This is a genomic window from Nostoc commune NIES-4072 (assembly GCF_003113895.1).
In the GTDB taxonomy this organism is placed as follows: domain Bacteria; phylum Cyanobacteriota; class Cyanobacteriia; order Cyanobacteriales; family Nostocaceae; genus Nostoc; species Nostoc commune.
Window position 1 is genome coordinate 291,721 of record NZ_BDUD01000002.1, and the last position, 13,177, is coordinate 304,897.

The 13,177-nt window shown below is 39.1% G+C and carries 14 protein-coding genes; 5 read left to right on the plus strand and 9 right to left on the minus strand.

All coding sequences use genetic code 11. The annotated features are described in order from the left end of the window. The first annotated feature begins 32 nt into the window (after window positions 1-32). Window positions 33-407: a DUF1257 domain-containing protein gene (locus CDC33_RS33670; protein ID WP_094333579.1), complete on the plus strand. Its 375-nt coding sequence runs from the start codon at window positions 33-35 to the stop codon at window positions 405-407. 75 nt (window positions 408-482) lie between these two features. On the opposite strand, the gene CDC33_RS33675 is transcribed toward CDC33_RS33670, so the two are convergent. From CDC33_RS33675 to CDC33_RS33715, 9 genes are all read right to left on the minus strand, one after another. Then, entirely contained in the window at window positions 483-1,577 is a 1,095-nt protein-coding gene (locus CDC33_RS33675) for a WD40 repeat domain-containing protein (RefSeq protein WP_109012978.1), read from the minus strand. Window positions 1,578-1,833: 256 nt separating this feature from the next. Then, window positions 1,834-1,989, minus strand: coding sequence for a hypothetical protein (locus CDC33_RS39470; protein WP_181374300.1), 156 nt, complete (start codon window positions 1,987-1,989; stop codon window positions 1,834-1,836). Between the two features lie 12 nt (window positions 1,990-2,001). Then, window positions 2,002-3,303 carry a WD40 repeat domain-containing protein gene (locus CDC33_RS33680; RefSeq protein ID WP_109012979.1) on the minus strand — a complete coding sequence of 434 codons (1,302 nt, stop codon included), beginning with the start codon at window positions 3,301-3,303 and terminating at the stop codon, window positions 2,002-2,004. 37 nt (window positions 3,304-3,340) lie between these two features. Then, complete coding sequence (locus CDC33_RS33685) at window positions 3,341-4,129, minus strand: GUN4 domain-containing protein (RefSeq protein ID WP_109012980.1); 789 nt, start codon at window positions 4,127-4,129, stop codon at window positions 3,341-3,343. Between the two features lie 7 nt (window positions 4,130-4,136). Continuing rightward, entirely contained in the window at window positions 4,137-4,802 is a 666-nt protein-coding gene (locus CDC33_RS33690) for a hypothetical protein (RefSeq protein ID WP_109012981.1), read from the minus strand. 83 nt (window positions 4,803-4,885) lie between these two features. Beyond that, window positions 4,886-6,073, minus strand: a complete 1,188-nt coding sequence (locus CDC33_RS33695; RefSeq protein WP_146195906.1) for a WD40 repeat domain-containing protein — start codon at window positions 6,071-6,073, stop codon at window positions 4,886-4,888. Next, entirely contained in the window at window positions 6,024-6,689 is a 666-nt protein-coding gene (locus CDC33_RS33700) for an Hsp70 family protein (RefSeq protein WP_109012983.1), read from the minus strand. Before CDC33_RS33700 ends, CDC33_RS33695 begins: the two co-directional genes overlap by 50 nt. Window positions 6,690-6,831: 142 nt before the next feature. Continuing rightward, a complete protein-coding gene (locus CDC33_RS33710) occupies window positions 6,832-7,488 on the minus strand; it encodes a molecular chaperone GrpE (protein WP_181374301.1) in 657 nt (218 codons plus the stop codon). A gap of 11 nt (window positions 7,489-7,499) precedes the next feature. Beyond that, a complete protein-coding gene (locus CDC33_RS33715) occupies window positions 7,500-7,712 on the minus strand; it encodes a DUF2997 domain-containing protein (RefSeq protein WP_109012984.1) in 213 nt (70 codons plus the stop codon). A gap of 295 nt (window positions 7,713-8,007) precedes the next feature. Here CDC33_RS33715 and CDC33_RS33720 point away from each other — a divergent pair, with 295 nt between their 5' ends. From CDC33_RS33720 to CDC33_RS33735, 4 genes are all read left to right on the plus strand, one after another. Beyond that, entirely contained in the window at window positions 8,008-9,261 is a 1,254-nt protein-coding gene (locus CDC33_RS33720; RefSeq protein WP_109012985.1) for an STM4015 family protein, read from the plus strand. Between the two features lie 97 nt (window positions 9,262-9,358). Further along, entirely contained in the window at window positions 9,359-10,606 is a 1,248-nt protein-coding gene (locus tag CDC33_RS33725) for a hypothetical protein (protein WP_109012986.1), read from the plus strand. Between the two features lie 28 nt (window positions 10,607-10,634). Continuing rightward, a complete protein-coding gene (locus CDC33_RS33730) occupies window positions 10,635-11,915 on the plus strand; it encodes a leucine-rich repeat domain-containing protein (protein ID WP_109012987.1) in 1,281 nt (426 codons plus the stop codon). Window positions 11,916-11,930: 15 nt separating this feature from the next. Then, window positions 11,931-13,079, plus strand: a complete 1,149-nt coding sequence (locus CDC33_RS33735; protein ID WP_109012988.1) for an STM4014 family protein — start codon at window positions 11,931-11,933, stop codon at window positions 13,077-13,079. Window positions 13,080-13,177 lie beyond the last annotated feature (98 nt).

Here is a 13,177-nt window from a genome sequence, read left to right on the forward strand (position 1 = left end):
AAGTCCCAAATCTCAAATCCAAAATTGGTATTATGTCTCATTTCACAACTATCAAAGTCCAAATCAAACACGGTGAAATTCTGCATGAAGTTTTGCAAGAATTAAACTATCAAGTTGAATGCAACACGAATGTACGCGGATATCAAGGCGATACGACTCAAGCCGAGTATGTGATTCGCCAGAAGAATGGTTATGATTTAGGTTTTCGCCGCAGTGGTGAAAATTACGAAATAGTTGCAGACTTTTGGGGAGCAAAAATTAATCAACAGCAGTTTGTTAACTCCATCAGCCAAAAATATGCTCATAAAACCTTGATGGCAACGGTGCAAGAACAAGGCTTTAATGTGGAGGATGAAGAAGTATTAGCAGATGGAACTGTGCGAGTAGTTGTAGGACGTTGGGTGTAAATAAGTGCTTGGGCTGGGCATCTTTCCCAGCCTAGATATTTAACCTCTTGCAAAAGTCCTAATTAGGAATTAGTATTACTCTGGTATACTCCAAATTTTAATAGTTTTATCGATACTCGCGCTAACAACAGTTTTTCCATCAGGACTCACAGCAATAGACATAACATTAGCTGAATGCCCTTCTAAGTCATGAATTTCTTCACCTGTAAACAAATTCCAAATTTTAATAATGCCATTATTTAAACCTCCAAAGAAAGCTTCACCATCCTTACTAACAGATATTGAGTGAATCTTATTATCTGCTTCTAGAGTAAGTGTATAAATTTTCTCTCTTTTTTCTATATCCCAAACATCAACCTGATTTTCTCCTCCAGCAATAGCAATTGTTCCATCTGGACTGATAGCAACACAAGAAAGTCCTGGTGCATAATTATTTAAACCTAATGTTTCGTTTCCTAGAGTTGTAATTTGTTGTCTTTGCTTCCAATTCCAAATTTTTATTGCCCTATCAATAGCACTACCACTAATCAAAATCTTCCCATCAATACTAAGGGAAACCTTAACAGTATTCATTCCCCAAACGTAACAAGGATGCTCTCCCAAAACATCATATTTTCCTGAACGGGGTTGTTCCCAAACATAAATCAATTTATCTTGACTACCACTAATTAGAGTGCCATCAGGAGCAACAGCAAGAGATAAAACAGCATCAAAATGCCCTTTAAGTATACGAATCTCTTGCTTTTTTTGTAAATCCCAAATTTTTATTTCATTCCAATTATTGCTATACAAAGTTTTCCCATCTGGACTGAACGCAAGGGCATAAGGAGATGATAAACCTTCACCTAATGTGGAAATTAATTGGCTGGTTTGAATATTCCATAATTTGATAGTTTTATCATGGCTTCCACTCGCAATAGTTTGTCCATCGGGACTAAATGCTATTCCATATACATCAGATGTATGTCCGCTTAAAGTAGTCAAGCATTCAAAAAATTTATAATGATATGGATTTAAAGCTGCAATAACCTGTCCAATACCAGCTTCTTTTCTTTTATGTAATAACTTATATGCTACCGCTTTTAACTGCACTGATTCATTCTGTAAACTTTGAATGACTAACTCTAAGCCTGCGTCACCATAGTTGATAGCTTCAGTGAGTGCAGCCATTTTTGCTTCTAAATTATTACTTAAAAGACGACGCTTAACGCCTTCGATTCCGCCTAGAACTACACCCGAAACTGGAGGTGGTGCGGGAGCAATGCGATTTTGTGAGATAGGGAAGCAGGGGAGGCAGGGGAGGCAGGGGAAGAGAAAAAATAAGTATACAAGAAATCTATTTAAGTAATAAAAAGTACCAAAAATGTCTCTTCACTCCCCCTGCTCCCCCTGCTCCCCCTGCCCCCCTACCTATTTCACGACGATCTCACTTTTTCGCGTTGCTCCCAGGTGGTGCTTGTCCACCAAGTACAGCATCATATTCTCGCGGTTGGTTGGCATTTTCTGGCATAATTCTCTTCCTCGACTCTAATAGCAGTGTTCCCAATTCAGGAAATGCGATCGCACTTATTTGAAATCGCACCTATCCTTGATTCTATGGAACTCGCCATACTTGAATTAATTTCCTAACGTAACTGACAATAGTCTGTCCATCTGGGCTAATAGCAACACTTTTTCCATAAGAGGAAAGTTTAGCAAGTCGTTCTTGTGTCTGCAAGTTCCAGATATTAATATCACCGCCACAATTAACAAAGATTTTGCCATCAGAATTGAAAGTAAAAAAGTTTAATTGACCACTATTAGGAAATAAAGTATGAACTTCTTTACCAGTTCTCAAATCCCATATTCTAATACGTGTTGGTAAATGATTATCGCCAGTTATTAAAGTTTGTCCATTGGGACTAATTGCTAATGAAACAACGCCATAAGGATGTCCATTTATAGACTCATGCCCTACTAGGGTATAAATCTCACCTCCCGTTATTAAATTCCATAGTTTAATAGTCTCATCTAAACTAGCGCTTGCTAAAATTTTTGCATCTATATTGATCGCAAGCGAAGTTATATTTTTTGAGTGTCCTTTGATAGTGTAAATATTTTGTTTTGTTTCTAAATCCCAGATGAGAATATTACCAGCTTCATTACCACTAGCTAATATTTTGCCATCAGAACTGAGAGCAATAGCTGTAAGAGTGTTACGCCTTCGAGTTTCAGACTCCCACAATGGTTGTCCGCTAATAACATGACTTAATTGCTCGGTATTGAAATTCCAGATTTCAGTTCTAATAGTACTGTCATGCTGAGAACCACCTATTGCTAAAGTTTGAGCATCGGAACTAAAAGTTAAATGTTTTGGATAGTCTTTTACTCTCGTACCAAATATTTTACTGATGGTGCGAAGACTTTTTCCTGTCTTCAAATCCCACTTTTTAAAGTCTATATAAGTTCCACCAACAATACTGCCATCTCTTTGAGGTTCTTCAAAAGAACTACCGCCAGCATCGCAACACACTAGAGTTTTACCATCGGGATGAATGGCGATCGCAGCATCATTTCTATTAAGATCAATTGTATAAACACACTCAAAAAACCGATAGGGATTAAATTCTAAGATTGCCTGTTTTACTTTTAATTCTGAGATATCCCGCAATAATTTATATGCTGCTAACTGTACCTTTTTTGATGGGTCTTTTAAAGCCTGAATTACAAAATCCCAGCCTTCCTGTCTATAATTAATCAGTTGCGAAATCGCTAAAAGGCGGTAATTTTCATCACTGCTAGCGAAACGTTGTTTTGCGCCTGACAATCCGCCTAAAACTACACCATCGACTGGCGGAGGATTTTTTCCGCCAAGTACTGCATCATATTCTCCAGGTTGTTTGGTATTATCTGGCATCGCTTTTTACCTTCAACTCATACCAGTGTTCCCAAATTTAGGCTATTTTGCAGTTTGCTAATTTCTCTGCAAGCGCAGACAGGGTTCTGCAACCTGTCCAAAAGTCACCTAACCCCCAACCTATAAATGCACCGCCACGGGGTAGGTGTCCTACGTTAGCACTCAAATCGAATCTCAAGTCATTCCAATACCGCCAAGCACCTTGAGAAAACCATCCCACACCTTTACCAAAGCGACACCACGCTTCCCAGTCAGGATTGGATGTACAGCCAACCATTTGCCAGATATGCGTCTGTACAACAAAGCCAAAGCGTCCATTGCTATATTTTTGCCAGAGAGTTTCAATCGTGTTTAAATCTTCACAAGGGAATTTTTCAACGTCTGATGGGTCTAAAAATCCTTGTGGTTGGCGATCGCATACGCGCAGCATTATACTAGCAGTCTCTTGGTCTGCATCTTTCCACTTTCTGGAAGCAAGCAAATTTTCCAAACGACTGTAGTTTAAATCAACCGCAGAGATTAATGGTATATCACTGTGTAGATGGGACTGTACTTTTGCTAATGCTTGTTGTCCCAGCAGTGACGATACTGTAAATTCCAACTTTTCCGATTCAGTATTTACAATCTGAAACACCAATTTTGTACCAGCTTGGCCATACTTTAGGGCTTCTTCAACGGCGATAATTTGTTGTTCTAGGGATGTAGCGCCCATCAACCGTCGTTTAACACCTTCAATACCTCCTAAAACCACACCATCTTTTGGAGGTGGTACTTGTCCGCCAAGCACAGCATCATATTCTCTTGGTTGTTTGAAATTTTCTGACATTGCTGTTTTATTTAGAAAATGCTTGCACTCTGTCAATACAGCCCTGCTGCACTGCTTCAATTAAAATATCTTTTGCACCTTTTCGCTTAAAGTAAAGTGCTGCATAATTACGTTGTAGCTGAGTGCCATTGAACAGGTAATGTCGAATTCGGTCTTGACCTTGAGAAGTATCAACTAAGCCCAGTGTAAAGTCAACTAACTTGTAGGTGGCGCTATTGCGGTCATTTTCTAGATTTTCCATCAGCGTATCGATATCGGACACTCCGCCAGCACGCGCCATCGCCACGAAAGCATCATATCTGTCAATTTTATTACCATACTCCTGAAGTATTTCTTGTACTATAGGTTCTTGTCGAGAAGCTAGTAGTGAATAAGCTGCTTGGCGTACTTTCCATAATTTATCGTCCAACGCCCAAATTACTAATTCCAAACCTGCTTCGCCATACTTGAGTGCTTCTTCTAGTGCAGCGATTCTTTGTTCAACTACCGGATTTGCCAAGCGTCTTTTAACACCTTCTAGTCCTCCTAAAACTACAGCACCAGGAGGCGCTTTTTCTTGACCACCAAGGACAGCATCATAAACTGTTGGGCGATTGGTATTTTTTGACATCATGTTTTTACTTTTTATATGATGGAATTCTTGAGTGCGATCGCCATAATCACCTAATTTCATAAATGCTCTTTATATGGGATAATTATTTTCAATTATAGAAGTGCGATCGCAGTTGTTATTTAAGTGTGCGATCGCAACTTTTTCTAGGACTTAATACCCCATATTTGGATAGTTCCATCTCTACTCCCGCTAACCAGAGTCTTGCCATCGGGACTAATAGCTACACAATTAACCCAATCAGTATGTTCTTTGAGAATGCGTAGGCATTCCCCTGTTTGCAAGTTCCAAATTCTGATATTTTCGTCACTACCACAACTAACAAGAGTGTTTCCGTCTGGGCTGATAGCTACACAATTAACCCAATCTGAATGTCCTTCAAGTGTAAACTGAAGCTGTTTTGTCTGTAACTTCCATACTTTAATTGTTTTGTCTTTACTGCCACTGACAATTGTCTGCCCGTCTGGGCTAATAGCTACAGACTCAACACCATCTGAATGTTTTTTAAACCTGTGTATCAGCTTTCCAGTTTCAAAATTTCGTACTTTGATCGTTGCGTCATTACTACCACTAACGAGAGTTTTTCCATCAGCACTGATAGCTAACGCTTGAACTAAGTAGTTTGAATGTCCACTAATGGTACGTATAATTTGTTCTGTCTGCAAATCCCAAACATTAATTCCTCTATTTTGACTGCCACAGGCAAGCGTCTTTCCATCTGGACTAATAACTAGAGAAAAAACGCTGAAAGCAAATTCATCTAAGGTTTTTTTACATTCTCCAGTCTGTAAATCGAACACTTTGAGCATGTGTCCGTCATCATAATATCCTCCTCTAGTACCTCCCCCTCTAGTAACTAAAGTTTTTCCATCTTGGCTGATAGCTAAGGAATTAACGTTGAAATCTGCCATAGAAATAGGTTGAAGTTGTCCGGTATGCAAATCCCAAACATTAATGTCTTCTCCGGCACTTACAAAAGTTTTCCCATCTGGGCTAATGGCAATAACTCTAGTCCCTAAATTTCGTTGTAAAGTGTGGAGGCAAGTGATATTTAGCCAGGGATTATGTTCTTGTAACGACTGCTTGACTCTTGCTTCTTCTCGGTGGCGAAGTAACGAATAAGCAGCCCACTTTAATTTTCCTGATTCATATTGCCAAGCCTGAATTACTAAGTCTAAACCTGCTTCTCCATAATTTAATGCTTCTTTTAGGGCGGTAGTTTGCGCTTCTATATCTACACTTTTCAAGCGGCTTTTAACACCTTCCAGTCCCCCTAAAATCACACTACCAACTGGGGCAGAATTTTGAGTGCCTAAAGGCGATAACTTCCGCACGTACTACTTGCTGTTCAGATTCAGCGCTGACAGTCCGTACTAAACTTAAATCTAGAGTACCGCCGCCAAAATCAACCACCAAAACTACAGCCCCAGGATGCTTGACAGCATAACCAAGGGCTGCTGCGGTAGATTCATCGACAATTTGCACTGCGGGAATATTTAACTTGTCGCCCAAGTTGCGGAACCAGTCAAGATATCGCTCAAATGCACCCACGGGAACTGTGAAAATAACGCTACTGGGTTGTAATTGCTGTTCAACCTGTTGCCAAATTTCCTTAAGAAACAGTTCCGAAACCACCTCAGCGCTGTAACTATTACCATCCAACTGTCGCGGAGGTGGCACAAAATCTGCTGCCAAATCGCGTTTGAAAGCTCTAAAACAACGTTCCGGCTGGGCAAACCCCAAGCGTTTGGCGCGTACAGATTCACCAAAAGAAATGCGATCGCGCCCTTCCACAAATACTAAACTAGGTACAACGCTAACTTGCTCAGCCCCGATTTCAAAGCGGCGCGACATCGAATCAAATCTCAATGTCCGTGGTTTTTGCGTAATCAAATCAGTAGTACAAACAACAGTATTGCTTGTACCAAAATCAATTATTACTGTAGTCATTTGTTATTAGTTATTGGGCATTGGGCACTTGTACTGAGCGAAGTCGAAGTATTGGGCATTGGGTATGGGGCATTGGGCATGGGGCATTGTTACAGACTTAGCTTCCTTGTCCCCCTTGTCTTCCTCATCCCCCTCATCCTCCTCACCTCCCCCCCGGTAAACTCCGGCTAACCTTGGCAGGGCAAAGAATTCTTCCTTGATGCTGATAGCCAATAAATCGAATGTAAACTAATTCACCTTCGGTAATATCAGCATTGTCTGGTTGATGCAGTTGGGAATTATAAGGGACTTGTTGCCAAGGTTTGCCTATCTGTTCGTAACCCCATTTACTAAGAAGATTATCTAGAGGAGTAAACATCGAAAGCAGATTTTTCACGGGCAATTCTGGTTTAACACTCACCATTTGGTGGATGCTGGGATAGTTTGTCAGTAATGTCTGCAATTGCTCAAATGTGGAAGTGCGAAATTCTTTGGTTAGTTGTAGACGTTGCTGTTGCAACTCTTCATGGAGTCGCACACCTTCTTGATGCAGTGCAGCTTTTTCAGAAGTAAGTTGCTGTATTTTTTGCTCTAATTCTAAGTATTTTTGATGAGATGCTTGGAGTTCATCTTCTAGTAATTTAATTTGAGATTGCGCCAACCCTAACTTATCAATTCGCTTGTTTGGTTGAGAAGCGATCGCCGCGTTAATTACTGGAATAATCAAAAGTAACGCCAAAAATCCGATTGCGATCGCTAAAATACTTTCCAGAGAAAACATTCCGCTTCCCTGGAGGTCTGATATGATGTCTGCAAGCATCTGTATCTCTCCTATTGTTGTTTGAGAGACTGTTGTTCTGTTCCTGTCACGTTTTCTTCTCCCTCGTAATATTCAGGAAGCAGTTCTTGAGTTTCTACGTCTCCCAAAGCATCTTCAATTCCAGATGTTGTGCTGGTACAACTTGCGCCAGAAGCACCAATTACTGTTTCCGTAATTTTTCCATCTTTACCGATGCGATACTCAATTTTTTGATACTCAGCCATAAGTAAAATATCTATATTTTCAAGGTTTTCAAGCAATACGCAGTTATTCCGTTGTATCACTTTTGCCAGTTAACTGCAATTTCCATCTGGCACTAGCACAAACAAATAAATGTGTCAGGGCTTTACTAATTTACTAAAACAAATGTACTATTTTTGATGAGATTATACAAGCCTCAAAGAAACCGAGTCAAATTATAAGTGTGTTATTTGTTACAAAATGTAGGCGATCGCTACTTTAGCAAACTTGTAATAAAGTTTTTGGGAACCCTAATTAAGACTTGAAAGGTAAAGCAACATGACTGACAATCAAAATCAACCCAGAGATTATGATGCTGTACTTGGCGGACAATCGCCGCCTCCTATAGATGGAGTTGTTCTCGGAGGAATTGAGGGCATTAAGCGTTGTTTATCAAATCCTGTAGCTAATGTGCGAATTGCTGCACTTAGCGAAGCCTTGAAATATGGTGATGCAGGGTTGGATATTTTGATTCAAGCGTTGCAAGATAAATCGAGGTTAGTACAGCGTTTTGCTTATCGAGTATTAAAACAAAGAGTGGAACCGCAAGTTAAACAAGCTTTGCAAACATATAAACCTTGGAACTTGGAAGAAAGATTTGAGAAGTATCAAGAGTCTGACATTACTCAATTTGCTAATCGGCAAGTTGTAGATTTTGAGAAAAATATAGGTATTGTTGAACCTGTTAACAAAGCTTATGCGCTCAGATATGAGTATGATAATGAAGAGGATTTACCGAGTCAAATTAGTAAGCTTTTACAAGAACCCAACGCCGACAAATTAGAAGCTTTAGTCTTTGGTTTGTGGGCAGAAGCTTATGAACGCGATTCAAGTGAGATTGTTCAAACTTTAGTTGATGCCAAAAAATATTTAACTAATCTCAAAGCTGTTTTTATTGGCAATATTGCTTATGATGAATGCGAAATTTCTTGGATTAGACAAAGTGATATCAGCCCGATTTTACAAGCTTATCCTAAACTGGAAATTTTACAAGTTCGTGGTGGCGACGGTTTACATTTTAGTCCACCAGTGCGACACAATAACCTCAAAGCTTTAATTGTAGAAACTGGGGGATTAAGTCGAGATGCTGTTGCCCACATTTGTAATATGAATCTGCCAGCATTGGAACATTTAGAATTATGGTTTGGCAGTGAAGATTACGGTGGAGACTGTTGGGTTGAAGATATACATCCGATTCTTTTTGAAGAAAAGTTTCCCAACTTAACTTATTTAGGATTACGCAATAGCCAATTTACCGATGAAATAGTCAGCGTTATTGTAGGTTCTCCAGTTATTGACTATATCAGCGTACTTGACCTTTCAATGGGAACGTTGAGTGATGCTGGCGCAGAAGGATTGCTGAATTGTTCGGCTATAAATAATCTTGATATTCTCAATATTTCAGAAAACTTCTTATCTCAGGCAATGATTGAAAAATTTTCTGAGTTGGATGTGCGTGTTTTGGCAAACAATCAGAAGGAAGAAGATGAAGATAGCTACATCCACGGTCGCTATTGTTCTGTTGCAGAGTGAAATTTAGTATTAAGTAGGCGGCTGGAAGTCTCAGCTACACGAAAAAAACGCGCCTAAGCAGGTTAAAAACTTTCTCTTAATGAATTCACTTTTAACTATGAATAATAATCTAAATCAACCCGGAGAATTTGACGCAGTACTTGGTGGAGAGCAGCAAAATGAAAAATACAGCGTAGTTTTAGGAGGAATTGAAGGAGTAAAAAATCGTCTAAATAGCCAAGATGATGAAGTGAAAACTTCAGCACTTGAAGATGCACTGAAATATGGTAACGCAGGAATAGATTTAATTATTGAAGCGTTATACGATCCTTCAGAAGAAATACACGCTCGTGCTATTTGTTTACTACGCAAAGCTGGTACTAAAGGTAAGCAGGCATTACTAGATTATGACCCTTGGTTAGTTTTAACGACATTTCAAGATTGGGAAGATTACTATTATGACAGAATTAAAGACCCAATAGGTCAGGCATATTGTTTATATAATGAAAACTATGTAAATAGTAAAAATAAATTATCGCGCTTCCTTCAAGATCCGAAAGCTAAAGATATAGAAGCAATCAAGTTTCAAGTTTACTACAAAGATCCGAATTGCAAAATTGCCTTTAAAGATTTTGCTGACACACTTGTTAATGCTTGTGAATTGCTTACGAATTTGAAAGCATTATTAATTGGAGATTGCTGCGACCTCATCAATATAAAATATAGAGAATCAAATATCAAGGTATGTAGTATTCATCCTCTACTAAAATCCTATCCTTACTTAGAATTACTTCATATCCGGGGTCGAATGCTTGAAGAAGATATTCTCAAGCCTGAACTAAAAATACTAGAAGTTCGTAACCCTCAAAATAATTCTATTATTCCTATAAAACCTTTAAAACATGAGAATTTAAAAACTTTGATTGTTGATGCTGATGGGATATCTGATAGTAATATTACGAAAATTTGCAATTTAAATTTACCATCTCTAGAATACTTCGAGCTATGGCTAAGTAGAAGTGATTTAAGCAACATCAATATCGATAGTTTAGCACCTATGCTTTCGGGTGAGTCGTTTCCTAACTTGGTATACCTAGCAGTAAGACAATGTGGAAATATGAGCGAGGTTGCTCAAGCTATTGTTAATTCTCCAATTATGGAAAATCTGAAGGTACTTGAGTTAACAGATGGAAATATAGGTAATGGAAATGCTTTATTAAAGTCTCCAATAATTAATCGCCTGCATACTCTCAATATTTCTCGAAATCGTTTACCTAAAAATATAATTGAGCAATTTTCTAAGTTGAAATGTCGAGTAATTGCAGATTCTCAGTTTAGCGATCGCTATTACTCAGTCTGGGAATAAATTAATAAAATAATACAGTTTATCTAAAATGAACAACAATCCCAATCAACCAAGAGAATACGATGCAGTGCTTGGTGGAGAAGCACCACCACCAGTTCACGGTGTAATTTTAGGAGGACTTGAGGGGGTAAGAAACCGATTGAAAAGTTCGGTGGTTGAGGTACAAATGAATGCACTTTCCGAAGCATTGAATTATGGGGATATTGGTTTAGATTTAGTGATTAATAATTTAACGAATTATTCCGAGCAAGTGCAGCGTTTTGCTGCAAAATTATTAAAACAAAGGGGAGGAGATAAAGGGAAGCAAGCGTTACTAAATTCTGATCCCTATCTTGCTTTTATCATGATGACCAACTGGTTAGTTGAAGAATTTAATTCAGAAGTAGGCATTAAAAATCCTGAAATTACAGCTTATTCTTTAAATTTACAACTAGATTGGTCGCCTTTGTATACCAAAGTTAGATCAATAGTAAAATCCGGCTCAGGGTTGTCTTTTAGGGCAGAAACACATCGTCTTGATAGAGAAGAAACGACCAAAAAATTTCAAACATTTCTTCATAATCCCCAAAGTCATCAGATCCAAGCTTTACACTGTCACTATCCTAGTCACTGTTTTATAGACATTTTTATTGAAGCAAAGAACCAACTGAGCAACCTTAGGGCGTTATTTTGGGGCGATCCTCAGGATGACCCTTACAAAGACACCTCCATACATAAACTAACCAGGAACATGAGCCTCATTTTAGAAGCTTATCCAAACTTGGAGGTTCTTCACATACGTGGTAACGCTGACGGAGATAACTACGATCCTTTTGAAGGTTCATGCTTGTCATTTACTTTAGCGGAACATCATCATCTCAAAACGCTGATTATTGAAACTAGTTGTTTACCAAGATCGGCAGTTAATGAGATTGTTAATCTTAATTTGCCAAATCTAGAATATCTAGAATTGTGGACAGGAAACGCAGGATTTGATGCAGTTAGCCTAATACCAAAAATTTCTGAACAGTTTCCGAAACTTAAGTATTTGGGTATACGCAGTTGTGAAGATGCTGATGAAGTAGCCAAAGCATTAGTGAGTTCTCCTTTAATAGAACGCCTGAAAATTCTTGACCTTTCAATGGGAGAAATGACAAATCAAGGAGTGGAATATCTTTTAAATTGTCCCGCAGTGAACCAACTCCACACCCTTAATCTTTCTATGAACTACATTTCAAATACCGAAGTCTTAGACCAACTTGTGTGCCACGTAATTGCACAACCTCAAGATGGTGAATATGGCGATCGCTATTATGCCCTCCACGAATAAAGAATATATTAGATAATGCTAAATTTCATCCTCATCGCCAACCCCGAAAACCGCCGTGTCGGTTTCCTCCAAGAAGCGATCGCCCATTTCAACTTACCACCAGCTACCGTAGTAGATTACGCCGACTTAATAGCAGGAAAACAAACCCTCGAACAATTCAATACACCCAATACTATTATCCGCTTTGACTCTCCAGAAAAAAACTTTGATGTCGATAAAGCCATCATCGCAGAAGGGAGTAGGGAAATTTTTTCTACTTCCAGTCATCAACATATCAGTGCAGAAGCCGCGACAAAATTAGAATTTGACAAAGGACTCATCCTCTATCCGCGACAGTGGTATTTAGGCTGGCGGTATCTGTTGCAAAAATGGGAAACACAACTTACTCCCCTCATCGCTTGCGGAGAGGGGTACTTCATGAACCATCCCCAAGACATCGCTGTGATGTTTGACAAACCAGCTTGTCACGAAAGATTCAGCCATCATAATATCCCCGTTCCGCGATCGCTAGGTAAAATCCACAACTACGATAATTTACGCGAACAAATGCAAATGCAGGGAATAGAACGAGTATTTGTCAAACTTTCCCACGGTTCCGCCGCTTCTGGAGTCGTTGCTTACCGCGCAAATTCGCGTTTTGAATCAGCCATAACTACTGTTGAACGAGTGCGAGAAAATGGGCAAACTCTGCTTTACAACTCCCGGAAAATTAGACACTACACTCACCGCGAAGAAATCGCCGATATTATCAATATTTTGACAGCAGAAGGCGTACAAGTTGAAGAATGGCTACCCAAAGCACATTTGCAAGAATGCGGGTTTGATGTGCGTGTGGTAGTTATTAATGGCGAAGCACAGCATATCGTTGTTCGCCTTGGTAAAAGTCCCATGACAAATTTGCATTTGGGGAATGAACGGGGAAATACTGAGGAATTTTTAGCAAAACTTGGTGTAGAAAATTGGGAGATCATGAAGCGAACTTGCGAACAAGCAGCAGGGTTATTTCCTAATAGTTTATATTGCGGTGTTGATTTACTAATTTTACCAGATTGGAAAACTCATGCGATTTTAGAAATTAATGCTTTTGGTGATTTATTGCCAGGTATTTTGTGGAATGGGATGGATACTTACACAAGTGAAGTTAAAGCGATTTTGGAAAAATAAATGTAGGGTGTTTTATGCCGCAGGCTAACGCACCTTTAATTGTTGATGCTACCCTACTTTCGTCGAAAACACACGCTACTGCTGTGGCTATAAATTAA

Bases quoted from the DNA above. Each gene is read 5' to 3' on its own strand.
- CDC33_RS33670 (WP_094333579.1), top strand. From the start codon at position 33: ATGTCTCATTTCACAACTATCAAAGTCCAAATCAAACACGGTGAAATT.
- CDC33_RS33675 (WP_109012978.1), bottom strand. From the start codon at position 1,577: ATGGCTGCACTCACTGAAGCTATCAACTATGGTGACGCAGGCTTAGAG.
- CDC33_RS33680 (WP_109012979.1), bottom strand. From the start codon at position 3,303: ATGCCAGATAATACCAAACAACCTGGAGAATATGATGCAGTACTTGGC.
- CDC33_RS33685 (WP_109012980.1), bottom strand. From the start codon at position 4,129: ATGTCAGAAAATTTCAAACAACCAAGAGAATATGATGCTGTGCTTGGC.
- CDC33_RS33690 (WP_109012981.1), bottom strand. From the start codon at position 4,802: ATGAAATTAGGTGATTATGGCGATCGCACTCAAGAATTCCATCATATA.
- CDC33_RS33700 (WP_109012983.1), bottom strand. From the start codon at position 6,689: ATGACTACAGTAATAATTGATTTTGGTACAAGCAATACTGTTGTTTGT.
- CDC33_RS33710 (WP_181374301.1), bottom strand. From the start codon at position 7,488: ATGCTTGCAGACATCATATCAGACCTCCAGGGAAGCGGAATGTTTTCT.
- CDC33_RS33715 (WP_109012984.1), bottom strand. From the start codon at position 7,712: ATGGCTGAGTATCAAAAAATTGAGTATCGCATCGGTAAAGATGGAAAA.
- CDC33_RS33720 (WP_109012985.1), top strand. From the start codon at position 8,008: ATGACTGACAATCAAAATCAACCCAGAGATTATGATGCTGTACTTGGC.
- CDC33_RS33725 (WP_109012986.1), top strand. From the start codon at position 9,359: ATGAATAATAATCTAAATCAACCCGGAGAATTTGACGCAGTACTTGGT.
- CDC33_RS33730 (WP_109012987.1), top strand. From the start codon at position 10,635: ATGAACAACAATCCCAATCAACCAAGAGAATACGATGCAGTGCTTGGT.
- CDC33_RS33735 (WP_109012988.1), top strand. From the start codon at position 11,931: ATGCTAAATTTCATCCTCATCGCCAACCCCGAAAACCGCCGTGTCGGT.